This window comes from Mycobacterium sp. (assembly GCF_032162105.1).
GTDB lineage: Bacteria > Actinomycetota > Actinomycetes > Mycobacteriales > Mycobacteriaceae > Mycobacterium.
This window is the reverse complement of record NZ_JAVRPS010000584.1, coordinates 1-22,567: the sequence shown is the minus strand read 5'-3', so window position 1 is coordinate 22,567 and position 22,567 is coordinate 1. Positions and strand designations below refer to the sequence as shown.

Genomic DNA, 22,567 nt, shown 5'->3' with positions numbered 1-22,567 from the left:
ACTGTTCCTTTCATTTGGCGATGATCTATCGGGTGCTTCTCGCCATCGCGTGCGATATCGGAGCCACGGCGTCTCCGAGCTCCCGCCACGCCCGGTAGGCGTCGTCGTAGGTCGATGTCCTCGTGCGATCGGGGACCACGGGCGCGTCCAACGCGATGAATCGGGTGACGTCGGACCAGTCGTCCAGAGCCCCGATGCCGATGGCGGCGATCACTGCGGCGCCGAGCGAGGCTCCGGGATGGCCACGGACGGGTCGCATCTCGATGCCGAGCACATCGGCGTGGATCTGCTTCCACAGGGTGGACTTGGATCCGCCGTTGGTGATCATCACCCGGTTCGGCGGAATGCCGATGTCGGTGAACACGTCGACGTGGTGGCGGAAACCGAATGCGATGGCTTCGAGCACCGACCGGTACAAGTCGGCGCGGGTGTGCCCGAGATGCATCCCGGCGAACACGCCGCGCAGATCGGGATCGTGAAGCGGGCTCTTTTCGCCGAGGAAGTACGGCAGGCACAGCACCTCGGCGGGTGCGGAGGCCGCAGCCTCATCATCGAGGACGGTGAGATCGTCACCGCCGATCAGCGTCTGAAACCAACGAATCAGGCTGCCACTGGTGGCCATGCAACCGTTCGGCAACCAATGGCCGGGAACCGGGTGGGCGTCGAGGTAGAGCCGTTCGTCGACCACCCGGGTGTCGCTGGCGACCAGAATGTCGCCTGCACCACCGAGTTTCACCAGCGCGTCGCCCGGCGCGTTCACGCCGGCGGCGAACGCGGACAGAACGTGGTCGGCACCTCCGACGATCAGGGCGGTGCCGGCGGTCAGTCCAGTCAGCTGGGCCGCCGCCTGGCTCAGATCACCGACCCAGGATCCCGGCCGATGCACAGGCGGGAGAGTGGAGCTGTCGAGCCCGGCGGCCGTGACGACCGCGTCTGCGATGTCTCCGTCGATGGTGAACAGCCCTGATTCCAAGGCCCAGTTCTGCTCGACGTGAAGGTCGGCGCCGAGCGCCGTCAGCACCCAGTCGTAGGAGCCGACGTAGTGTGCGGTCCGGTCGTAGACGTCCGGTTCGTGTGCGCGCAACCACGCCGTGGTCGGCGCTACCGACTGCTGGGTCAGGGCCGACCCGGTCAACGCGACCAGGTCGACGCCGTCGAGCGCCAGGGCCAATTCGCCGACCTCCCGGTGCGCTCTGGCGTCGTTCTGAAGGATGGCGCGCCGCAACGGCTTTCCGCCGCCGTCGAGTGGCACCACTGCGGGCACCATGCCCGATACCGCCACGGCGGCCACGGCCTCGCCGCTGATCCCGCTGCTGCTCAACACCTCCCGGACGGATTCGACGACGCTCGCGAGCCATTGACCGGTATCGGCCTCGGCGAAACCCGGAGCCGGGGAGTGCAGGGTGGTCTCGCGCGACGCCTGGGCGACGATGCCGCGCGTCGTGTCGAACAGCACGGTCTTGGTGCCGGTGGTGCCGACGTCGATTCCGATGGTGTGGGCATTCACCGCGATTCCGCCTCCCGTGCCGCGGAGCCCCCATCGGCGTGCCCGGCGACGCAGACGACGGTGACGCCGACTTCACGCGCGGCCACCAGCGCGGGGTGCTCGGGCTCACCGTCGGTGATGATCACGTCGACCTGGGACAGCGCGGCGATGCTGACGAGGGTGACCCGGCCGAGCTTGCTCTGGTCGGCCGCCACGATCACCCGGTCCGCGCGTCGGCTCGCCGCCCGCTTCACTCCGCTCTCGGCCTGGTGGTAATCGGAGATTCCGCGGTCGCCGTCGATGCCGGCGACGCCCATCACGAAGGTGTCGCAGTTGTAGCTGGCCAGCGTTTCCTCGGCGGCCGGACCGATCAGGCTCAGCTCTCCTGGCCGCAACTCGCCGCCCGTGAGCACGACGGTGGTGTCTGTTTCGTCGATCAACTCCAGCGCTGCCAGCACGCTCGGGGTGACGACAGTCAGGCCCAGTCGGCGGCCCCTCAACGACCGGGCCACGGCCAGGGCGGTGCTACCGGAGTCGAGGATGAGGGTCTCGCTGGGGCCGATCAGGTCGGCGACCGCGTCTGCTATGTGGCGCTTCTCCTCCGCGGCGTCGGCGACCCTGGTCGCGAACGAGGGTTCGGTGCCCTTGCCCTTCAGTGCGATCGCCCCGCCGACCACCCGCCGGACCACGCCGAGCGTCTCCAGCGCCTCCACGTCCCGCCGGATCGTCATCTCGGACACGTCGAACTCGGTGGCGAGCTCGGCGTAGCCGACTTCGCGTTCGATGCGGACGCGCTGCTCGATGCGGTCTCTGCGGGTCTTCGCGTCCACGCTCAGATCCACCGACCGTGTGGAAAATTCACAGATATCACTCCGTCGCGCTGGACATTTGCATCACGTCGTGTGTTGATCGTGTGAATTTACAACAGAATTGTGTGGAACGTCCACACTTATCGGCACTTTCTCCTTTACTTCGCATCCGACGGTCAACATCCGGCTCGCTCCGCCCGGGAGGGCACCGACGCCCTCATTTCGCGCGCGGCGCAGCCCTGAACGTCCGCGCCGGGCATGCGCACTGCGTGGGAATGCCCGGTGTGGTGGGATCAAGCCCTATGGGAATCAAGGTGGCGCTGGAGCATCGCACCAGCTACACGTTCGACCGACTAGTGGAGGTGCACCCCCACGTCGTCCGGCTGCGTCCGGCGCCGCACTCCCGTACCCCGATCGAGGCCTACTCGCTGACCGTCGAGCCGGCCGACCACTTCGTGAACTGGCAGCAGGACGCGTTCGGCAACTTCCTCGCCCGGCTGGTCTTTCCGTCCCGCACCCGCAGCCTCACCATCACCGTCGGCCTGATCGCCGACCTCAAGGTGATCAACCCGTTCGACTTCTTCATCGAGGAGTACGCCGAAACGATCGGCTTCGAGTACCCCAAGGCGCTGGCCGAAGACCTCAAGCCCTACCTGCGGCCGGTCGACGAGAGCGACGAGGGATCGGGCCCCGGCGACCTGGCCCAGGCGTGGGTGAAGGACTTCTCGGTCGCCAGCGGCACCCGCACCATCGACTTCCTGGTCGCGCTCAACCGCGCGGTCAACGGCGACGTCGGCTACAGCCTGCGCATGGAACCCGGCGTGCAGACCCCCGACTTCACGCTGCGCACCGGCATCGGATCCTGCCGCGACTCGGCGTGGCTGCTGGTCTCGATCCTGCGCCAGATGGGCCTGGCCGCCCGGTTCGTGTCCGGCTACCTGGTCCAGCTGACCTCCGACGTCAAAGCGCTCGACGGACCCTCCGGTCCGGCCGCCGACTTCACCGACCTGCACGCCTGGACCGAGGTCTACATCCCCGGCGCCGGCTGGATCGGGCTCGACCCGACGTCGGGGCTGTTCGCCGGTGAGGGGCACATACCCCTGTCGGCGACCCCGCACCCGGCGTCCTCGGCCCCGATCACCGGCGCCACCGAGCCGTCCGAGACCACGCTCGAGTTCTCCAACGTGGTGACGCGCGTGCACGAGGATCCGCGGGTGACCCTGCCGTACACCGGCGCGGCGTGGGACGCGATCTGTGCGCTCGGCGCCCGGGTCGACGACCGGCTGGCCGCCGCGGACGTGCGCCTCACCGTGGGCGGCGAGCCGACGTTCGTCTCCATCGACAACCAGGTCGACCCGGAGTGGACCACCGACGCCGACGGGCCACACAAACGGCAGCGGGCCTCGGCGCTGGCCGCCCGGCTCAAGGCCCAGTGGGCCCCGCAGGGGCTGGTGCAACGCAGCCAGGGCAAGTGGTATCCGGGAGAACCTTTGCCGCGCTGGCAGATCGGCCTGTACTGGCGTGCCGACGGCGTGCCGCTGTGGAGCAACGAGGCACTGCTGGCCGATCCGTGGCCTTCCGGAGCCGCCCCGGCGGCGACATCAAGCACTGCGCCCCGGGCCTTGGCACCCGACGCAGCACGGCAGCTACTCAACGCCATCGTCGACGGTCTCGGACTGCCAGCCACCCAGGTGCGCCCGGCGTATGAAGACGCGCTGAGCCGGTTGGGCAAGTCGGTACGCCAACCCGCGGGCGACCCGGTCGCGCCGGGAGACGACCTGGAAGCCGACGCCACCGACGCCAGGGCCGGGCTGCTGGCCAAACTCGAGGACCCCGTCGCCGGGCCCGCCGCCTACGTGTTGCCGCTGCACCGGCGCGACGACGAGTCCGGCTGGGCCAGCGCGGACTGGCAACTGCGCCGCGGCCGCATCGTGCTTCTCGACGGCGACTCGCCTGCCGGTCTGCGACTGCCGCTCGACTCGATCAGCTGGCATCCGCCGCGGCCGTCGTTCGACGCCGACCCGTTGAGGCGCCACGGCGCCCTGATCCAACCGCCGCGACCCGAAACCGACGACGCGGCTCCGGTGGAGGAGGCCGACGGCGTGCCCCCCACCGCGATGGTGGCAGAGGTCCGCGACGGCCTGCTGTACGTATTCCTGCCGCCCACTGAGGAACTCGAACACTTCATCGACCTCGTCGCACGGATCGAGGCGGCCGCCACCAAGGCCGACTGCCCGGTCGTCATCGAGGGTTACGGCCCGCCTCCCGACCCGCGTCTGGTGTCGATGTCCGTCACGCCCGACCCCGGTGTCATCGAGGTCAACGTCGCGCCGACGGTCAGTTTCGCCGACCAGCGCCAGCAGCTGGAGACGCTCTACGAGCAGGCCCGCCTGACCCGGTTGTCCACCGAATCGTTCGACTTCGACGGCACGCACGGCGGCACCGGCGGTGGCAACCACATCACGCTCGGTGGCATCACCCCTGCAGACTCGCCGATGCTGCGCAGGTCCGACCTGCTGGTGTCGATGCTGACCTACTGGCAGCGTCACCCAGCGCTGTCCTACCTGTTCGCCGGACGATTCATCGGCACCACCTCGCAAGCGCCCCGGGTCGACGAGGGCCGCTCGGAATCGCTCTACGAACTGGAGATCGCGTTCGCCGAGATCGCCCGGCTGACAGGCGGTTCCGCGGCCAAGCCGTGGGTGACCGACCGCGCACTGCGCCACCTGCTCACCGACATCACCGGCAACACCCACCGCGCCGAGTTCTGCATCGACAAGCTGTACAGCCCCGACAGCGCGCGTGGCCGCCTCGGCCTGCTGGAGTTGCGCGGCTTCGAGATGCCGCCGCACTTCCAGATGGCGATGGTGCAGTCGCTGCTGGTGCGGTCATTGGTCTCTTGGTTCTGGGACGAGCCGCTGCGCGCGCCGCTGATCCGGCACGGCGCCAACCTGCACGGCCGATACCTGTTGCCGCATTTCCTGATTCACGACATCGCCGATGTCGCCGCCGACCTGAGGTCGCACGGCATCCACTTCGACACCAGTTGGCTGGACCCCTTCACGGAGTTCCGCTTCCCGCGCATCGGCACCGCGGTGTTCGACGGCGTCGAGATCGAGTTGCGCGGTGCGATCGAGCCGTGGAACGTGCTCGGGGAGGAGTCCACCGCGGGTGGTACCGCCCGCTACGTCGACTCGTCGGTGGAACGCGTCCAGATCCGGCTCATCGGCGCCGACCGGCACCGTTACGTGGTCACGGCCAACGGGCACCCCATCCCGCTGCTGGCCACCGACAATTCCGACGTCCAGGTCGGCGGGGTGCGTTACCGCGCCTGGCAGCCGCCGAGCGCACTGCACCCAACCATCACCGTCGATGGGCCGCTGCGCTTCGAACTCATCGACGCCGGCACGGGGATGTCGCGTGGTGGCTGCACGTACCACGTGTCCCATCCCGGCGGCCGGTCCTACGACAACCCACCCGTCAACGCCGTGGAAGCCGAGTCCCGCCGCGGCAGGCGCTTCGAAGCGACCGGTTTCACCCCGGGTCAGGTCGACATGTCCGACATCCGCGAGAAGCAGGCCCGCCAGTCCACCGATGTGGGCGCGCCGGGGATCTTGGATCTGCGCCGGGTGCGTACCGTTCTGCGTTGATGGTTCTTCGCGCTAGTGGCCCACCCGAGCCGACCCCTGCCGTCGGCGATGCCGACCGTCGGCTGATCGTCGGCGATGCCGACAACGTGCTGGCCGGATACCGCGCAACGCGCGCCCAGGAGACGCTGTTCGACGTCCGTGGTGGGGCGGGCACCGGTTACGACGAGTTGGTCGACGCGGCGGGCAACATCCGGTCGGCGTGGCAGGAACTGGCCGAATGCGTGGGGGAGCGAGGTCGCGGCGGCCTGGCCCGGCTGCGATCGGTGGTCCGCGGGCTCGTCGACAACGACGGCATCACGTTCGTGCAGGTGGACCGGCACGGGGACGCAATCACCAACGGCGACGGCACGGCGGTGCCCGGCCCGTGGCATCTCGACGCGCTGCCGCTGTTGATCTCGGCGTCGGACTGGGACGTCCTCGAGTCCGGCCTGGTGCAGCGCTCCCGATTGCTCGACGCCGTGCTGGCCGACCTGTACGGGCCGCGCCGTTCGATCACCAGCGGCACGCTGCCTGCGGCGCTGGTGTTCGCCCATCCCGGTTATGTGCGGGCCGCCCGCGGCATCGAAGTGCCGGGGCGCCATCAGTTGTTCCTGCACGGATGCGACGTCAGCCGCGCCGCGACGGGCGAGTTCCTGGTGAACGCCGACTGGACGCAGGCGCCGTCGGGGGCCGGCTACGCGATGGCCGACCGCCGCGTGGTGGCGCACGCCATCCCCGACCTCTACGAGCGCATCGGCCCGCGGCCCGCGTCGCCATGGGCGCAGGCGCTGCGTCTGGCGCTCATCGACGCCGCACCCGAGTCCGCCGAGGAACCCGTCGTGGTGGTGCTGAGCCCCGGCATCCACTCCGAGACCGCGTTCGACCAGGCGTATCTGGCCAGCGTGCTGGGCTTCCCGTTGGTGGAGAGCGCCGACCTGGTGGTCCGCGACGGCAAGCTGTGGATGCGGTCGCTCGGCACGCTCAAACGCGTCGACGTGGTGCTGCGCCGCGTCGACGCCGAGTACGCCGACCCGCTCGATCTGCGTGCGGATTCGCGGCTCGGTGTCGTCGGGCTGGTCGAGGTGTTGCGTCGCGGGGCGGTGACCGTGGTCAACACGTTGGGCAGCGGCATCCTGGAAAGCCCAGGGCTGCTTCGGTTCCTGCCCGAGTTGGCCGAACTGTTACTCGGCGAGACACCGTTGCTGAACACCGCTCCTGCGTACTGGGGCGGCATCGACGTCGAGCGGTCGTATCTGCTCGCCCACCTGTCGACACTGCTGATCAAGCCGGTGACCGGTGGTGAGGCGATCGTCGGCCCCGCGCTCTCGACCACCCAGCGCGAGGACCTCGCTGCGCGGATCGGCGCCACGCCCTGGCAGTGGGTGGGCCAGGAGTTGCCGCAGTTCTCGTCGGCACCGACCGACCTGCACCCTGGCGGGTTGTCGGCGGGCAGCGTCGGCATGCGGCTGTTCACCGTCGCCCAACGGGGCGGGTTTGCCCCGATGATCGGTGGGCTTGGTTATCTGCTGGTACCCGGAAATGCCGCGTACAAGCTGAACACCGTTGCTGCCAAGGACATCTGGGTTCGCACGCCGACTCGGGTGACGGCCGAACGGATCCCGCCGCCGTCCGTGGACCTACCAGCGATGATGACGCCAAGCCCGACCCGCGCGGTCAGCTCGCCGCGCGTGCTGTCCGACCTGTTCTGGCTCGGGCGCTACGCCGAGCGGGCGGAGAGCATGGCTCGGCTGCTCACCGTCACCCGCGAGCGCTACCACGAGTTCCGGTACCGCCGCGAGCTGCCAGGCAGCGAGTGCGTGCCGGTGTTGCTGGCTGCGCTCGGCAAGATCACCGGCACCGACACGGGAGCCGACGACGACGCCGAGATGGTGGCCACCGCACCGACCACGCTCTGGTCGCTCACCGCTGATCGGCACCGCCCCGGCGCGTTGGCGCAGTCGGTCGAACGCCTCGGCCTGAGCTCGCGTGCGGTGCGCGACCAGATGTCCAACGACACCTGGATGGTGCTGGCCGCGGTGGAGCGCGCGGTGATGCACCCGTCGGGTGGGCCGCCTGAGTCACCAACCGAGGGCGAGTCCTATCTGGCGACCGCGCACAGCCAGACGCTCGCCGGAATGCTGGCCCTGTCCGGGGTGGCCGCCGAGTCGATGGTGCAGGACGTCGGCTGGACGATGATGGACATCGGCAAGCGCATTGAGCGGGGCATTTGGCTGACAGCGCTGCTGAGTGCCACGCTCACCACCGTGCGGAGTGCCGGTGCCGAGCAGACGATCACCGAGTCGACGCTGGTGGCGTGCGAGTCGTCGGTGATCTACCGCAGGCGCACCCTTGGCAAGGTGAGTGTGGCCGCGGTGGCGGACCTGGTGCTGTTCGACGAGGAGAACCCTCGCTCGCTGGCCTATCAGTTCGAGCGGTTGCGCACCAACCTCAAGGCGCTGCCCTCGTCGTCGGGGTCCACCAAACCGGAACGGCTGATCGACGAGGTCGCCGCGCGGCTGCGCCGGCTCGACCCGGCCGACCTGGAAGACGTGACGCCCGAAGGCAAGCGGGCCGAACTGGCCGAGCTCCTCGGCGGCATGCACGCCGGCCTGCGCGAGCTGTCGGGCCTGATCACTGCGACCCATCTGTCGCTGCCGGGCGGCATGCAACCGCTGTGGGGACCCGACGAGCGGCGCGTGATGCCGTGACCTTCTCCGACGGACCGACGGGCGGCGGTGGCCGGTGCTACGAGGTGACGCACCGGACCGTGTACAAGTACTCCGACGACGTCACCAGCTCGTACGGCCGGGGCTTCCTCACTCCGAGGGACTCGCCCTGGCAGCGCTGTCTTACGCACGAGTTGGTGCTCGCGCCAGAGGCCGCGGACAGCTCGACGAGCCGTGACGCGTACGGCAACATCAGCTCGTACTTCCACGTCACCGAGCGGCACCGCACCCTGTCGGTCACCAGCCACTCGGTCGTCGACGTGGACCCGCCCCCTGCTGAGCTGTACGGCGGCGGTTCGGCGAATGCGCCATGGGAGATCGCCCGCCCGGTCGGACCGGACGGCGCGCTGGCCGTCGAGTTCACCCTGGATCTGCAGCCGGCCGAAATCACCGACGAGGTACGCGCTTACGCCGCACCGAGTTTCGAACCGGGCCGGCCCTTGATCGAGGTGCTGCGCGACCTGAACGCCCGGATCTACTCGGACTTCACCTACCGGTCGGGCTCGACGACGGTGTCCACCCAGGTCGGCGAGGTTCTGGCTGCCCGCGAAGGGGTGTGCCAGGATTTCGCCCGGCTGGCGATCGCCTGCCTGCGCGCCAACGGTCTCGCCGCCAGTTACGTCTCCGGGTATCTCGCGACGGACCCGCCACCTGGCAAGCAGCGCATGGTCGGCGTCGATGCGACGCACGCCTGGGCATCGGTGTGGACACCGCAGAACCAGTGGCTGGGCCTTGACCCCACCAACGACCAGATGATCGACGAGCGGTACATCGTGGTGGGTTTCGGCCGCGACTACGCCGACGTGCCGCCGCTACGGGGAATCATCTACACCGACTCGGAGAAGAGTGTGATCGACGTGGCCGTGGACGTTGCGCCGTTCGAGGGAGGAATTCTTCGTGCGTGACTTCACCTGTCCCAATTGCGGTCAGAGGTTGGCGTTCGAGAACTCGGTGTGCCTGTCGTGTGGCCACGCGCTCGGTTTCTCGCTGGCCGACATGGCGCTGCTGGTCATCGCCCCTGGGCCGGAGAGCGAGCACGCAGGCGCGGTCGACGAGAGCGAGTACCGTCTCTGCGCCAATCTTCATCTGGCCGAATGCAACTGGCTGGTAGAGAAGTACCCGGTGGGGCAGCTATGCGCGTCGTGCGCGTTGACCCGCACCCGCCCCGCCAACGGCGACGTCAAGGCCATGGCGGCGTTCGCGGACGCGGAGAAGGCCAAGCGGAGGCTGATCGTCGAACTGCACGAGCTGAAGTTGCCGATCGTCGGCCGCAATGAGGACCCCAACTACGGTCTCGCGTTCGATCTGCTGTCCAGCGAGACCGAGAAGGTCGTCACCGGACACCACAACGGCGTCATCACCCTGGACCTCGCCGAAGGCGACGACGTGCACCGCGAGCAGTTGCGGATCGCCATGGCCGAGCCGTACCGCACACTGTTGGGCCACTTCCGCCACGAGATCGGGCACTACTACTTCTATCGCCTGGTCGGACCGTCGGCCGACAACACCGCGCGGTTCACCGAGCTGTTCGGCGACCCGAACGCCGACTATCAAGCCGCACTGAACCGGCACTACCGTGACGGCGCCCCGCCGGGCTGGGACAAGGACTTCGTGTCCTCCTACGCCAGCATGCATCCCGCGGAGGACTGGGCCGAGACGTTCGCGCACTACCTGCACATCCGCGACACCCTTGACACGTCGGCGGCGTTCGGGTTCGCGCCATCGGGTGCGACCTTGGAGCGACGAACGTTGGGGCCCAGCGGGTTCGACACGATCATCGAGATGTGGCTGCCGCTCGCCTGGGGGCTGAACATGGTGAACCGGTCGATGGGCAAGGATGACATCTACCCGTTCGTGCTGCCCCCCGCGGTGCTGAACAAGATGCGCTTCATCCACACCGTCATCGACGAGAAACACGCGTAGCGAAAGCCTGCGCAGAACCGTCCGCCCCCATCGCGCACGCAGGTGGCGAGTGAAACCTTTCTCCCCCGGAATCGTGATGACAAGGGGCGTTGCATTCCGAACGCCCCTTGGAAGGACGTCAAGGTGCTGTTTCGTATCGCAGTGCTGGCGATCGCGGCGCCCCGCAGGATCATCGCGATCGCCGCGCTCGTGATGGTGCATCGCCTTGGGGCTGTCGATGGATTACGAGGTGTTCCCTGATCTCCTGGATCCGCGAGTATTGGGTCAAGACCGCATCCGCCCGATCGGGGACATCGGACGCTTCGCGCCCGTGCCGACAACGACGAGAGCGTCGCACTCGGGCTGGCCCACACGGGACGGGTGATCACTGCCGCCGCTCTGGTGATGTCGATCTCATTCGCGGCGTTGATCGCAGCGCAGGCACAGGTCATGGGTTTGTTCGGGCTCGGCTTGACGCTGGCCGTGGTGGTCGATGCCACGCTGGTGCGGATGGTGCCTGGTGCCGGCCTTCATGCACGTCCTGGGCAGGTGGGTCTGGTGGGCGCCAAAACCGTTGGTACGGCTGCACCAGCGCATCGGGATCGACGACGAACCCAGAACAGAATTCGACGACGCCCGTCTCATCGTGACGGAGCGGGATCGAACCAACCGGCGCCGGGGATCGTGTTAGTTAGATGGATAAGACAAGTGTCATCGCCGGAGTACATGGTGCGCTGCCACCGCATCGTTACACCCAAGCCGAGATCACCCAGCAACTGATCGACCTGCCCGTGAACGCGCCGCACGAGGCCCTGATCCGGCACTTGCACGCCAGCTCGAAGGTCGCCAGCCGCCACCTGGTACTCCCGCTGGAGGACTATCCGAAGCTGGCAGACTTCGGGCAGGCCAACGACGTGTTCATCGACAAGGCAACCGAACTCGGGTGTGCTGCGCTGCTGGGGGCGCTCGACGAGGCAGGCCTGCGCCCTGGCGACGTCGATCTGATCATGTCGACGACCGTGACCGGCGTCGCTGTGCCGTCGCTGGATGCGCGCATCGCCGCGCGGGTGGGCCTGCGCCCCGATGTCCGCAGGGTGCCGATCTTCGGCCTCGGCTGCGTGGCCGGCGCCGCGGGAGTGGCGCGGATGAACGACTACCTGCGTGGCGCGCCGGATGACGTCGCCGCACTCGTGGCGGTCGAGCTCTGCTCCCTCACCCTGCAAACGGCGGATCCATCCGGAGCCAACCTCGTCGCCGGATCATTGTTCGGCGACGGAGCGGCCGCCGTGGTGGCGGCCGGCGCGCGGCGTGCCGACACGATCGGCGCCAGCGGGCCGGACGTACTCGATTCGCGCAGCCACCTCTATCCGGACTCCTTGCGGACGATGGGATGGGATATCGGCGCCTCCGGATTCCGGATCGTCCTTGGTCGCGAAGTGCCCGACGTCGTGGAACGCTACCTGGGCGACGACGTCACCGAATTCCTTGCGGCGCACCACCTGAGCGTCGACCAGGTCGGTGCCTGGGTGAGTCATCCCGGCGGACCCAAGGTGATCGAGGCGATCACCGCGACACTGGGTTTGCCCGATGACGCGCTCGAGCTGACGTGGCGTTCGCTCAGCGAGGTGGGCAACCTCTCCTCGGCGTCGGTGCTGCACGTGTTGCGCGACACGATCGCCAAACGTCCGCCCAGCGGAAGCCCCGGCCTGCTGATGGCGATGGGTCCCGGCTTCTGCTCGGAACTCGTGCTCCTGCGCTGGCACTGATCGCGTGATCGCTTATGTGATCCTCATCGGGTTGGTGGCCGCCGAACGCGTGGCCGAACTCGTGGTGTCCCAACGCAATCTCGCAACGAGCAGGGCCCGCGGCGGCTCCGAGTTCGGGGCTGGCCACTATCCGGCGATGGTCGTCCTGCACACGGCTCTGCTCGCGGCCTGCCTGATCGAAGTCCTCGCGTTGCACCGGCCCTTCATCCCGGCCCTCGGCTGGCCGATGCTGGCCGTCGTGCTGGCCGCGCAAGGCTTGCGGTGGTGGTGCATCGCCACCCTGGGCTGGCAATGGAACACCCGGGTCGTCGTCGTGCCCGGCGCGCCGCGGGTCACCGGCGGCCCGTACCGCTATCTGCCGCACCCGAACTACGTCGCCGTCGCGCTCGAAGGCGTCGCCTTGCCGCTCGTGCACACCGCATGGATCACGGCCTTGGCGTTCACGGTGCTGAACGCGGCGCTCATGGCGGCGCGGATCAAGGTCGAGAACGCTGCACTGGCGAGTCTGACGTGATCGACCTGATCGTCGCCGGGGGTGGGCCGGCCGGGCTCGCGACCGCGCTGCACGGAGCGCGGGCGGGTCTGGAGGTGGTGGTCGTCGAGCCGCGCGGCGGCAGCATAGACAAGGCGTGCGGGGAAGGCTTGATGCCGCACACCGTCGCTCAGTTGGACCGACTCGGAGTCCGGCCGCCGGGCAACCCGCTGGGCGGCATCACGTACCTGGACGGTCGGCGGTCGGTCAGTGCACCGTTCCGCTCTGGCTCCGGCCGGGGCGTGCGCAGGACGGCGTTGCACGCCGCACTCGCGGCTGCCGTGGACGCCGCCGGGGTGCCCGTCGTCCAGGGCGAAGTCACCGACGTGGCCCAGGACGCGGAGTCGGTTCACGCCGGCGGGATGCGAGCGCGCTACCTCGCCGCAGCCGATGGGTTGCACTCGCCGATCCGTCGGTCGATGGGCCTTGAGGTGCCGTCCGGCGACACGCGACGGTGGGGGATCCGCAGGCACTTGCACGTGGCGCCGTGGACCGACCACGTCGAGGTGCACTGGGGTCGCCACGCCGAGGCCTACGTCACTCCCGTCGCCGAGGATTGCGTGGGCATCGTGATCCTCACCTCGCGTCGGGGCGGATTCGACAGCCACTTCGATGATTTCGCTGCGCTAGTGGACCGGGTGAAGGGCTGTCCGCACGGCCCGGACCGGGCGGCGGGCCCGTTGCGGCAGAAGGTGCGCGCCAGGGCCGCGGGCCGGGTGCTGCTGGTCGGGGACGCCGCCGGCTACGTCGACGCGCTGACCGGAGAGGGGCTCGGTATTGCATTCGGTGCCGCGGAACTGTTGGTGGGCTGCGTCGCCGCCGATCGGCCCGGTGACTACGACCGCCAATGGCGTCGGATGTCCCGCCGCTACCGCCTGCTGACGGCGGGCTTGCTGCGGGCCAGCACGCAACCGAAGGTGCGCTCGGCAATCGTGCCCGCGGCGGCCGCGTTGCCGCGCATCTTCGCCGGGCTCGTCAATCAATTGGCCGAGTAGGAGTTCAGCCCGCGAGGAGGCTCTCGGCGGTGGCGACCATGGTGTCGGCCACCGGGCGTGGTTGCCAGCCAAGCAGTTCGGTGGCCTTCGCCGTGGACAATCGCTTGGGTTCGCCGAGCAGGCCCGCGAGTTCGCGAAGTGCGGGCACCGCCCGAGCGGCGGTCCGGACAGCCCAGTCGGGTAGCTGCCGGGTCGGGACGCGTCGTCCCGCCGGCCCGAGCCGCGATCGCAGGATCTCCGCGATCTCCGGCAGCGTGACCGGCTGACCGGACGCGGCGAGAAACCGCTGGCCTGCGGCGCGGGGATCGGTCAGCGCCCGCACGTGTAGCTCGGCGACGTCGCGGACGTCCACCACGGCGAATGACGCCTTGGCGAGCACCGGCGGCCGGCCGTGCAGGAGGCCCTCGACGATCTGGATCGACGTAGCCAGGTTGCTGCCGAGGACCGGCCCGAAGATCCCGACGGGGTTGATCACCGTCAGCTCAATGTGATTGGCGGCCGCGAACTCCCAGGCGTCGCGCTCGGCGAGCGTCTTGGACTTCACGTACGGAGATTGCGGCGTGGACGGGTCGGTCCAGTCGATCTCGTCATAGGGCTCGCCGGACGGTTTGGGGCTGTAGCCGACCGCGGCGAATGACGAGGTCATCACGACCCGGCGGATGCCGGCCGCCGAAGCGGCCCGCAGCACCCGGACGGTTCCCTCCCGTGCGGGAAGGATGACGTCATTCTCGTCCTTGGGTTGCCGGTTGGGAAACGGTGACGCGACGTGCAACACGTACTCACACCCCGCGAGCGCGGCGGCCCATCCGTCGTCGGCCGTGAGATCGGCAGTGGCGAACTCGAGCCGGTCCGTCTCGGCGCCTGCGCGCTGCAAGGCCGCGCGGACGCCGCCCTCGCGGCCTGGCGAGCGGACCGTCGTTCGTACCCGGTGACCGTCGGTGAGCAGTCGCAGAATCACGTGCCCGGCAAGGAATCCCGAGCCACCGGTGACCAGGGTCGGGCTGTCGTGCTCAACCACGCTGGGCCCCCTCGTCGTTCAGCAGTCGTCCGCCGAGCTCGATCACGGTTGAGATGATTTCCTGTTCGGCCTCGGTGTCACCGCGTTCCCTGGCCGCCCACATCCGGGCCTTGGCGGTGATGTAGCGCTCGCGCAGGCGCAGCCGGGTAATCTCGTCGTGGAGCCGGGCGGCGTGCGCCTCGAAGAGCCTGCGCTGATCCGAGGTCGCGCCGTCGCCGCGCTTCGTGTTGGCCACGTAGGTGCGGATGTCGGCGACCGACATTCCGCTGCCGCGTAGGCAACTCAGGGATTCGATGGTGGCGACGAGGTCGGCGGGGTAGCGGCGGTGCCCGCTGCTCGCGTCGCGGGGCACGGCGTCGATCAGCCCGATGCGCTCGTAGTACCGCAGCGCCGACTCCGCCAGGCCGGTGTGGCGCGACACCTGCTGGATGGTCAGCTCGGACGTCAGGGTCGTGTCTGTGGTCATGGCACCACTCTGCCGAACTTGAAGCGCTTCAAGTCAAGGCCCGGGTTGCTATTGACCTCTGGCAAACCTTCTAGCACCATTCCGCAGCATGACCCGAACACTTGCCATCCGCGTCGGCGCTGCCGTCTTCATCGGTGCGGCGGCTCTGCAGCTCGCGGCCTGCGGTGTCTCCACCATCAAACCCGACGGTGCGGCGCAGTCGGTCATCGACCTGGTGTCCGAGAAGACCGATTTCAAGCCGACCGACGTGACGTGCCCTGAGGGCATCGAGGCGAAGGTGGGTCAGGAGTTCGACTGCAAGTTCACGGGTCCGGACGGCAACTACACCGCGCACATGAAGGTGCTCAAGATCGACGGCGAGCAGGTGTTGTTCGACATCAACACCAAGCTGAGCAAATAGGCGTCAGCGTGTTGGAGGCAGTGCGCGCCGCCGAGCCTGTTGGGCCAAGTTTCGCAGCACCGCTTTCCGTCCAGTCGTTGGCGCCGCTACGACAAGGCACCTCTGCTACCCGAGGGATTACCGGTTGTCGGCGACGCGGTGTGCAGATTCAACCCGATCTATGCCCAGGGCATGACGGTGGGCGCACTCGAAGCACTCGCGTTGCACGACTGCTTGTCCCGTGGTGCACACGATTTGCCGCGGAGGTTCTTTCGAGCGACCGCCGCTGTCGAGATGCAGGGATGATTGGCAAGCGGCACTCGGTCGTTTAACTACGGGGTGGAGACGACATGTCCTGGTGGACGAAGCTGCTCGGTCCCTCCGCGGCAGTTGGGGCGGGCGAGCCGACGTGGCCGGTCGAGCTCGAGGTCGTGACTGGCAAGCTGTCCGCGCGGGTGTACCTGCACGACATCGAGTCTCAGAGCGGGCCGATCGCGTGCTGGTCGTACGTCAGCCACGGACTGGCCGCGCTGGAGCAGGCCGAGATCGTGTTCACGCTGCGCCGTGATCCGGACGAGCCGAGCGACGGCTTTCCGCAGGATCCGCTGCACCTGCTCGCCACGATCTATCAGCTCGCAGACGACGGCCAGCGCGTCGGCCCCCGAGCAGTCACCAGGTTCGGTGCCCAGAGTTTCCTTGGCCATCACCTGCTGTATGTCGAGGCTCAGCCGCTCGATCGGGTGCCGCTGCCGCCGTCGTGCCTGGCCGCGCTGCTGATCACCACCGACGAGCTTCGCGCGGTGCGCGAGTTCGGATCCACGCGCGTCCTGGCCCGCATGGGGCAGGCGAGCAGCCACTACCCATTTCCGCCGTGGGCCGACCGGCGCCGTCCCGGCCTGTCGCTCGCGCGGACGTTCGAGCACAGCCTGCTGTCGAAGCTTCCCTGCGTCGCGGTCCCCGACGTGCGCGTGGGCGTCGAGAGCAACCAGATCATGGTTAGCGCGCTGCGCGACGCGCAGCCGCCGTGGCAGGACCGGCTGGCGGGGCTGTCGGACGATGTCCCGCTCGCGCTGCTCACCGCGCGCGATCCGACCGCCAATGGCTGCCTGGTCTGGGTGCCCGGTCAGAGTGGTCCCGCGGCGATCACCCCACCGGGGAGCGATGGTTCTCGGCTGTGCGGGTGTTTTGTCGTTGTTGCTTCCCGAGCAGCCCGAGAACGGCGGGCGGATTCTGGAGGATGGCTTTGTGATGGAGTTGACCGCGGACTCGTGGAAGGCAGTCCGCGACGCGTTGATCGAGGGCAGGGACGTCGGGATCCCGGCGGTCGGGACCGGGATGTCGTTCGCATTGACCTGGCGCGATCAGGAGTATGTCAGTCCGGTCGATGGTCGCACTTACCAAGCCGAGGGCGGCTGGGATGCGTATGGGCCGACGACACCCGAGGGTGCCCCGGCCACCAACGAGGTGACGATCAAGCAGGTGCGGCTGTTGATGGCGGTGGACGAGGTGGGGGTGCGGACCTCGGCGGACGAGCTGGCGGCGTTCTGCCGCGAGGTCGAGCGCTGCGCGCAGCGGGCGATCGGCGATCGTGCCGTTGCGGCCGAGCTGGTGATCCGGATGCGATGCACGCCCGAGGGCCACGACGTCGATCTGTCCGACCGCGCCGAACTGCCGCAGCCGGTCATGCACGCGTTCTTCGAAGCGGTCAAGCAGCTGCCCAGGCTGCCAGTGCAGGACGGCGAGGTCAGCTTCGAGATCGAGCTGAGGCGAAGCGGCTGACGAATCGTGCCTATGCAATGAAGATTGATCGACCGTCGCGACATGCCGCGAATTCAGGGGAGTGCACCGGCCCGCAAGACGAAACCCGCATCAACGGCCACATGAAGCAGCGACGCGCACCGAACTAGTCTGTAGGCGCCGCGACTGATGCATGCGAGCTAACTTTCCTGGACCTACTGAGCGGAGCACCATCCTCGTGAACGCTGTTGCGGCGCTTCACAACGCCGCTCGACGCTATTGCCTCGAGCAGATCGCCCATTGGCAGCAGGCCTACACCAAGTTGTGTGCCGCCGGTAAGGATCGAGCTAGCAAGCCCGGAGGTGGCTGGACCTACACCGAGAAAGCCTACGGCCTCTTGCCCCGCTATAACGTGCTCCAAGCGATCCTGTCGGAAGTAGAACGCGCCGTCCCAACCGATTTCGATTCGATCGACACCGCCCGGACATGGCTGGCCAAGGCCGGAGAGACCGCCCAGAACCCCTTCACCGAAAATCCGAACCACCCAACCGAGGAACGGGCGATGGCCGGGGAGCGCGACGCGTTCGTGCGCTTTGTGGAGCACTCCGACGAAGACGATTGGTGGCGAAGCCCACCGCTGCCGTATCAGCGCGTCCTCCAAACCGACGAAGCCGACGCGCACTACCAAGACTTCTGCAAACGGTGGGGACAGTGGCAAGGTGGTGTGGCCGCTGATCAACGACGCGAAGCCCAATGCCTCACCCTGCACACCGACTGGGTCGATGCCCTACCCGGGGGCCAACAAGCCATCCAATCCATGCTTTCCACGCGCGGCATCAGCAGGCTCTTCGAGATCCGCGAGTCCGGCGACAGCTACGAGCTGGACCTACAAGCTACGTCCTTTTCCTACAACGGCGACGAAGGATACTGGTTCGTCGACGACCTCGACTGGATGATCTACGCCTCCCACGAGTCCTCAATCACCTTCGGCGGCGACTGGCTCATCCAGGCCGTCCGCAACTCCACAACAAACATCGAAAAGTACGTCCATCTCGGCTGGGAGCATCCGCCGAGCAAAACGTAGCGACTCACCGACACAGACCAGACAGTCCGTCACCGAGCCGGCGGGGCCAAAATTCGCGACGACCGCCGGAGCCAAGCCGGTTGACGAAACTCAAAGACGCGTTCGGGTTCGGTCGGTAGCACGTGCGACCAGTCGACCGAGGCGCGCAGGGTCTGTTGGCGTCGCCCCGCGGTGAGTGCGCCGCCGGTCAGCAGGCGAAAGTGGTTGTGCAGGTTGTCGAGGACCTCGTACAGCGACAAGGCCCGCACGCGCGCGGCGGCGAACTCGACACCAGGGCCTCGCCGACGTGCGGTTGACGTGCCGTTCCCTGATCGGCGGGGCGTTCGACTAGCCCCCTCGCCCGGCCAACTGGAGATAGGCGCGGCCTCGCGGACTCAACCGGTAACCCACGTCGAGGCTGATGGTCAGGCCCAGCCCCTTCAGCTGGCGCACCCTGCGCTTGAACCGGGGCACGTCCAGCCCGACCCGCGCCGCCAGGTCGGGTGCGCGGACCGCCTCGTTGTCGCCGATCATCCGCAGGTACTCGCGCGTCCACGGCGCCCCGACGGCGTCCCAGCGATCCAATCGCGCGGTGATGGCGGCGACGTCGGGGTAGGCGAGTGCATCGTCGGCGGCCAGGTCGGGACGCTCGTCGGGCGCCAGGAAGGACACCGCGATCAGATAGGTGTGCCTGGCCGGGCGCCGGTCCAGATCGGCCTGCGCCGCCTTGGCACTCGGATAGCCTGCCGCGATCGCCTGAGCCGCCGTGACCCGGTAGCCACCCGGATGCTCGGTGACGGCGTCGACGCGGATCGTGCCCACCGGAGTGCGCTGCGTGCCACCGGCTTTCGCCCGCGGCACGTCCCAGCGGCGCAGCACCAGGGTGACGATGCCGTCGGCGATGCCCTCGGCGGTGGCCCGGTTCAACAGCACGCGCTCGATCGTAGGACAACGGTGTGGCGATGCCCGGAATCGGCGCCGATCCTTCGTAGGATCGCTTCGATGAACGATCGATATGGCTCCGACGTGCTGGCCCGCGACCCGCACGGCTCGCGGCGGACCCGCTCCACCGAACGGGTCGTCGAGATCGGCCTGGTGGTCGAGGACGCCCAGACGGGATACGTCGGCGCCATCGTCGCGGTCGAGTACGGGCGCATGCAGCTCGAGGACCGCAACGGCCGCCGGAAGTCCTTTCCCGTCGGCCCCGGCTACCTGATCGACGGCAAGCCGGTGATCCTCAACCCGCCGCGGCGGGCGGCGCCCACCGCGCCGACGAGGACGGCCTCCGGATCGGTGGCGGTCACCGGCGGCCGGGCCAGGACGGCGCTGGCCAGCCGGATCTACGTCGAGGGACGCCACGACGCCGAACTCGTCGAACAGGTGTGGGGGGACGACCTCCGCGTGGAGGGCGTCGTGGTCGAGTACCTCGGGGGCATCGACGACCTCGCCGCCATCGTCGCCGAGTTCCAGCCCGGACCCGGCCGCAGGCTCGGGGTGCTCGTCGACCACCTGGTCGCCGGCTCCAAGGAGACCCGCATCGCCGGCGCGGTCGAGCGGGGACCGGGCGGTGCCCACACGCTGGTGGTCGGGCATCCCTTCATCGACATCTGGCAGGCCGTCAAACCGGCCCGTCTCGGCCTCGAGACCTGGCCCGTGGTGCCACGCGGCACGGACTGGAAGCACGGCATCTGCGAGGGGCTCGGCTGGCCGCACGCCGGGCAGGCCGACATCGCCGAGGCGTGGCGGCGGATCCGCGGCAGCGTGCGCGACTGGAACGACCTCGAACCGGCGCTCATCGGCCGGGTCGAGGAACTCATCGACTTCGTCGCCCAACCTGTCGGCTGACCGTGGTAAGCCTGAAGCGTGTCCGACGGCCTGTTCGACCTCGGCGGTGATTCCCTGCGCGCTGAGCAGGACTACGGCGCGCCCGCGTCGGCGCCCCTTGCGGTGCGGATGCGACCCGCCGGCCTCGACGAGGTGGTCGGCCAGGACCATCTGCTGCGGCAGGGCTCACCGCTGCGTCGGCTGGTCGAGGGATCGGGCGCCGCGTCGGTCATCCTCTACGGCCCACCCGGTACCGGTAAGACCACCCTCGCGTCGTTGATCTCGCACGCCACCGGCCGGCGGTTCGAAGCGCTGTCGGCGCTGTCGGCCGGTGTCAAGGAAGTGCGCGCCGTGATCGAGGTGGCTCGGCGGGCGGCCGCGCAAGGACAGCAGACCGTGCTGTTCATCGACGAGGTGCACCGGTTCTCCAAGACCCAGCAGGATGCGCTGCTCGCCGCGGTGGAGAACCGCGTGGTGCTGCTGGTGGCGGCCACCACCGAGAACCCGTCGTTCTCCGTCGTCGCCCCCTTGCTGTCGCGGTCGCTGATCCTGCAACTGCAGCCCCTGACCGCCGAGGCAATCCAGGCGGTCGTCGAGCGCGCGGTCGCCGATCCCCGCGGCCTGAACGGCGCGGTCACCGTCGATCCCGAAGCGATCGACCTGCTGGTGCGCCTCGCGGCGGGAGATGCCCGGCGCGCGCTGACCGCACTCGAGGTGGCGGCCGAGGCGACCGACCAGGTGACCGTCGAGACCGTCGAGCAGTCGCTGGACAAGGCGGCCGTGCGCTATGACCGTGACGGCGATCAGCACTACGACGTCACTAGTGCGTTCATCAAGTCGATCCGCGGGTCCGACGTGGATGCCGCCCTGCACTACCTGGCCAGGATGCTGACCGCGGGGGAGGACCCCCGGTTCATCGCGCGCAGGTTGATGATCCTGGCCAGTGAGGACATCGGGATGGCCGACCCGACTGCCTTGCCGTTGGCGGTGGCGGCCGCGCAGACCGTGCAGTTGATCGGCTTGCCAGAGGCGCAGCTCACGCTGGCGCACGCCACGGTTCACCTTGCGACCGCACCGAAGTCGAATGCAGTCACGATGGCGCTGGGTGCAGCGATGAGCGACATCAAGGCAGGAAAGGCCGGCCTGGTGCCCGCACATCTGCGCGACGGCCACTACTCCGGAGCCGAGAAGCTGGGCAATGCCATCGGCTACAAGTACGCCCACGATGACCCCGATGGCGTTGTGCCCCAACAGTATCCGCCGAATGAGGTGGTCGGCGTGGACTACTATCGGCCCACCACGCACGGTGCCGAGCGCGACATCGCGGGCAGGTTGGACAAATTGCGCGCGATCGTCCGGCGCAGGCGCGGCTGACACCGAGGAGATCGATGAAGACGTTCACCGACGATGAGATGAATGCGCTGCTGCCGACGGCCAAGCCCTACAGCGTGATGATCCTGCGGCCCGGCCCCAACTTCGCGTCGGCGGATGTGCCGTCGATCGTCTGGGAACACGGGCGGCGCAACTTCGGCCTGCGCGACGACGGCGTGCTGGCGGTGGTGTTGCCGGTGCGGGACGACTCAGACGTGTGTGGCGTCGGTGTGTTCGTTGGGTCGGTCGAGGAAGCCACCGCGATCATGGCCGACGATCCCGGCGTGCTGGCGGGCGTGTTCACCTTCGAGGTCCACCCCTGCGTGGGCTTCCCGGGCGACGCACTGCCCTAAACCGCCGGAAATTCACCCTTGACACCCGTTTCCGCCCGTTCTAGCTTGGTAGTCAATCAATTGGTTGATCAAGATAGAGGTTGACAATTGAGAAGTGACGGAGATGCGGAGACGGGGCTGGACCGTGCCTTCCTGGCGCTGGCCGACCCGGTCCGTCGGGCCATCGTGGCGAGGTTGTCACGCGGTTCGGCGACGGTCAACGAGTTGGCCGCGCCGTTCGACATCACGAAACAGGCGGTGTCCAAGCACATTCAGGTGCTCGAGCAGGCGGCCCTGGTCACCAGGACTCGCGATGCGCAGCGCAGGCCCGTCCACCTCGACGCGGCCGCACTGGAGCGGCTGACCGCATGGATCGACCGATATCGGCTTGACGCCGAACGCAGCTACCGCCAGCTGGACACCTTGCTGGCGGCGATGGCAAAGACCCACATGAAAGAAAAGGAAGGAACCGAGAAATGACGAACGCGCTCAACCTCAACGCACCGGTCGACACCCTGGCCATGGAGTTCAC

Annotated in this window: 21 protein-coding genes and 2 pseudogenes; 16 read left to right on the top strand and 7 right to left on the bottom strand. The window is 68.4% G+C overall.

The annotated features are described in order from the left end of the window. Nucleotides 1–25: 25 nt before the first annotated feature. Nucleotides 26–1,507: an FGGY-family carbohydrate kinase gene (locus QOC69_RS29845; protein ID WP_526446123.1), complete on the bottom strand. Its 1,482-nt coding sequence runs from the start codon at nucleotides 1,505–1,507 to the stop codon at nucleotides 26–28. Beyond that, complete coding sequence (locus QOC69_RS29840; protein WP_526446137.1) at nucleotides 1,504–2,322, bottom strand: DeoR/GlpR family DNA-binding transcription regulator; 819 nt, start codon at nucleotides 2,320–2,322, stop codon at nucleotides 1,504–1,506. The genes QOC69_RS29845 and QOC69_RS29840 overlap by 4 nt, the downstream gene beginning before the upstream one ends. Nucleotides 2,323–2,597: 275 nt before the next feature. On the opposite strand from QOC69_RS29840, the gene QOC69_RS29835 reads away from it, so the two are divergent. The 8 genes from QOC69_RS29835 (at nucleotide 2,598) to QOC69_RS29800 (ending at nucleotide 13,845) form a co-directional block, all read left to right on the top strand. Further along, nucleotides 2,598–5,945 carry a transglutaminase family protein gene (locus QOC69_RS29835; RefSeq protein WP_526446122.1) on the top strand — a complete coding sequence of 1,116 codons (3,348 nt, stop codon included), beginning with the start codon at nucleotides 2,598–2,600 and terminating at the stop codon, nucleotides 5,943–5,945. Next, nucleotides 5,945–8,632 (top strand): circularly permuted type 2 ATP-grasp protein, encoded by a 2,688-nt coding sequence (locus QOC69_RS29830; protein WP_526446121.1) that lies wholly within the window; start codon nucleotides 5,945–5,947, stop codon nucleotides 8,630–8,632. Before QOC69_RS29835 ends, QOC69_RS29830 begins: the two co-directional genes overlap by 1 nt. Continuing rightward, nucleotides 8,629–9,555, top strand: coding sequence for a transglutaminase-like domain-containing protein (locus QOC69_RS29825; RefSeq protein ID WP_526446120.1), 927 nt, complete (start codon nucleotides 8,629–8,631; stop codon nucleotides 9,553–9,555). Before QOC69_RS29830 ends, QOC69_RS29825 begins: the two co-directional genes overlap by 4 nt. Continuing rightward, nucleotides 9,548–10,573 (top strand): zinc-binding metallopeptidase family protein, encoded by a 1,026-nt coding sequence (locus tag QOC69_RS29820; protein WP_526446119.1) that lies wholly within the window; start codon nucleotides 9,548–9,550, stop codon nucleotides 10,571–10,573. Before QOC69_RS29825 ends, QOC69_RS29820 begins: the two co-directional genes overlap by 8 nt. Before the next feature lie 258 nt (nucleotides 10,574–10,831). Then, nucleotides 10,832–11,332 (top strand): MMPL family transporter, encoded by a 501-nt coding sequence (locus QOC69_RS29815; protein WP_526446136.1) that lies wholly within the window; start codon nucleotides 10,832–10,834, stop codon nucleotides 11,330–11,332. Next, nucleotides 11,248–12,318, top strand: coding sequence for a type III polyketide synthase (locus QOC69_RS29810; protein WP_526446118.1), 1,071 nt, complete (start codon nucleotides 11,248–11,250; stop codon nucleotides 12,316–12,318). Before QOC69_RS29815 ends, QOC69_RS29810 begins: the two co-directional genes overlap by 85 nt. 4 nt (nucleotides 12,319–12,322) lie before the next feature. Beyond that, nucleotides 12,323–12,832, top strand: a complete 510-nt coding sequence (locus QOC69_RS29805; RefSeq protein WP_526446117.1) for an isoprenylcysteine carboxyl methyltransferase family protein — start codon at nucleotides 12,323–12,325, stop codon at nucleotides 12,830–12,832. Then, nucleotides 12,829–13,845, top strand: coding sequence for an NAD(P)/FAD-dependent oxidoreductase (locus QOC69_RS29800; RefSeq protein ID WP_526446116.1), 1,017 nt, complete (start codon nucleotides 12,829–12,831; stop codon nucleotides 13,843–13,845). The genes QOC69_RS29805 and QOC69_RS29800 overlap by 4 nt, the downstream gene beginning before the upstream one ends. A 4-nt stretch (nucleotides 13,846–13,849) precedes the next feature. On the opposite strand, the gene QOC69_RS29795 is transcribed toward QOC69_RS29800, so the two are convergent. Then, entirely contained in the window at nucleotides 13,850–14,863 is a 1,014-nt protein-coding gene (locus tag QOC69_RS29795; RefSeq protein ID WP_526446115.1) for an SDR family oxidoreductase, read from the bottom strand. After that, on the bottom strand, nucleotides 14,856–15,329 hold the full coding sequence (locus QOC69_RS29790) for a MerR family transcriptional regulator (RefSeq protein ID WP_526446114.1): 474 nt from the start codon (nucleotides 15,327–15,329) through the stop codon (nucleotides 14,856–14,858). The genes QOC69_RS29795 and QOC69_RS29790 overlap by 8 nt, the downstream gene beginning before the upstream one ends. Nucleotides 15,330–15,417: 88 nt before the next feature. Here QOC69_RS29790 and QOC69_RS29785 point away from each other — a divergent pair, with 88 nt between their 5' ends. Both QOC69_RS29785 and QOC69_RS29780 read left to right on the top strand, forming a co-directional pair. Next, entirely contained in the window at nucleotides 15,418–15,729 is a 312-nt protein-coding gene (locus QOC69_RS29785; RefSeq protein WP_526446113.1) for a DUF4333 domain-containing protein, read from the top strand. Nucleotides 15,730–15,737: 8 nt separating this feature from the next. Continuing rightward, nucleotides 15,738–15,996 (top strand): annotated as a pseudogene (locus tag QOC69_RS29780) (2-polyprenyl-6-methoxyphenol hydroxylase-like oxidoreductase); the annotation flags it as partial. Between the two features lie 44 nt (nucleotides 15,997–16,040). Here QOC69_RS29780 and QOC69_RS29775 read toward each other — a convergent pair. Beyond that, nucleotides 16,041–16,565: a hypothetical protein gene (locus tag QOC69_RS29775; protein ID WP_526446112.1), complete on the bottom strand. Its 525-nt coding sequence runs from the start codon at nucleotides 16,563–16,565 to the stop codon at nucleotides 16,041–16,043. A 304-nt stretch (nucleotides 16,566–16,869) separates the two neighbouring features. Here QOC69_RS29775 and QOC69_RS29770 point away from each other — a divergent pair, with 304 nt between their 5' ends. Further along, the gene (locus QOC69_RS29770; RefSeq protein ID WP_526446111.1) at nucleotides 16,870–17,487 is read left to right on the top strand and encodes a hypothetical protein; all 618 of its coding nucleotides are present in this window, start codon (nucleotides 16,870–16,872) and stop codon (nucleotides 17,485–17,487) included. A gap of 196 nt (nucleotides 17,488–17,683) precedes the next feature. Then, nucleotides 17,684–18,529: a hypothetical protein gene (locus tag QOC69_RS29765; RefSeq protein WP_526446110.1), complete on the top strand. Its 846-nt coding sequence runs from the start codon at nucleotides 17,684–17,686 to the stop codon at nucleotides 18,527–18,529. A gap of 74 nt (nucleotides 18,530–18,603) precedes the next feature. Here the strand turns inward: QOC69_RS29765 and QOC69_RS29760 are convergent. Together QOC69_RS29760 and QOC69_RS29755 are read right to left on the bottom strand one after the other, a co-directional pair. After that, nucleotides 18,604–18,798, bottom strand: a pseudogene (locus QOC69_RS29760) (hypothetical protein); the annotation flags it as partial. 58 nt (nucleotides 18,799–18,856) lie between these two features. Next, nucleotides 18,857–19,441 (bottom strand): hypothetical protein, encoded by a 585-nt coding sequence (locus QOC69_RS29755; protein ID WP_526446109.1) that lies wholly within the window; start codon nucleotides 19,439–19,441, stop codon nucleotides 18,857–18,859. A 69-nt stretch (nucleotides 19,442–19,510) separates the two neighbouring features. Here QOC69_RS29755 and QOC69_RS29750 point away from each other — a divergent pair, with 69 nt between their 5' ends. The 4 genes from QOC69_RS29750 (at nucleotide 19,511) to QOC69_RS29735 (ending at nucleotide 22,515) form a co-directional block, all read left to right on the top strand. Continuing rightward, nucleotides 19,511–20,353, top strand: a complete 843-nt coding sequence (locus QOC69_RS29750) for a DUF3097 family protein (protein WP_526446108.1) — start codon at nucleotides 19,511–19,513, stop codon at nucleotides 20,351–20,353. 18 nt (nucleotides 20,354–20,371) lie between these two features. After that, on the top strand, nucleotides 20,372–21,706 hold the full coding sequence (locus QOC69_RS29745; RefSeq protein ID WP_526446107.1) for a replication-associated recombination protein A: 1,335 nt from the start codon (nucleotides 20,372–20,374) through the stop codon (nucleotides 21,704–21,706). A 14-nt stretch (nucleotides 21,707–21,720) separates the two neighbouring features. Further along, entirely contained in the window at nucleotides 21,721–22,056 is a 336-nt protein-coding gene (locus QOC69_RS29740; protein ID WP_526446106.1) for a YciI family protein, read from the top strand. A gap of 87 nt (nucleotides 22,057–22,143) precedes the next feature. Next, nucleotides 22,144–22,515 (top strand): ArsR/SmtB family transcription factor, encoded by a 372-nt coding sequence (locus QOC69_RS29735; protein WP_526446105.1) that lies wholly within the window; start codon nucleotides 22,144–22,146, stop codon nucleotides 22,513–22,515. Nucleotides 22,516–22,567 lie beyond the last annotated feature (52 nt).

Bases quoted from the DNA above. Each gene is read 5' to 3' on its own strand.
- QOC69_RS29835 (WP_526446122.1), top strand. From the start codon at position 2,598: ATGGGAATCAAGGTGGCGCTGGAGCATCGCACCAGCTACACGTTCGAC.
- QOC69_RS29830 (WP_526446121.1), top strand. From the start codon at position 5,945: ATGGTTCTTCGCGCTAGTGGCCCACCCGAGCCGACCCCTGCCGTCGGC.
- QOC69_RS29810 (WP_526446118.1), top strand. From the start codon at position 11,248: ATGGATAAGACAAGTGTCATCGCCGGAGTACATGGTGCGCTGCCACCG.
- QOC69_RS29790 (WP_526446114.1), bottom strand. From the start codon at position 15,329: ATGACCACAGACACGACCCTGACGTCCGAGCTGACCATCCAGCAGGTG.
- QOC69_RS29785 (WP_526446113.1), top strand. From the start codon at position 15,418: ATGACCCGAACACTTGCCATCCGCGTCGGCGCTGCCGTCTTCATCGGT.
- QOC69_RS29770 (WP_526446111.1), top strand. From the start codon at position 16,870: ATGGTTCTCGGCTGTGCGGGTGTTTTGTCGTTGTTGCTTCCCGAGCAG.
- QOC69_RS29750 (WP_526446108.1), top strand. From the start codon at position 19,511: ATGAACGATCGATATGGCTCCGACGTGCTGGCCCGCGACCCGCACGGC.
- QOC69_RS29740 (WP_526446106.1), top strand. From the start codon at position 21,721: ATGAAGACGTTCACCGACGATGAGATGAATGCGCTGCTGCCGACGGCC.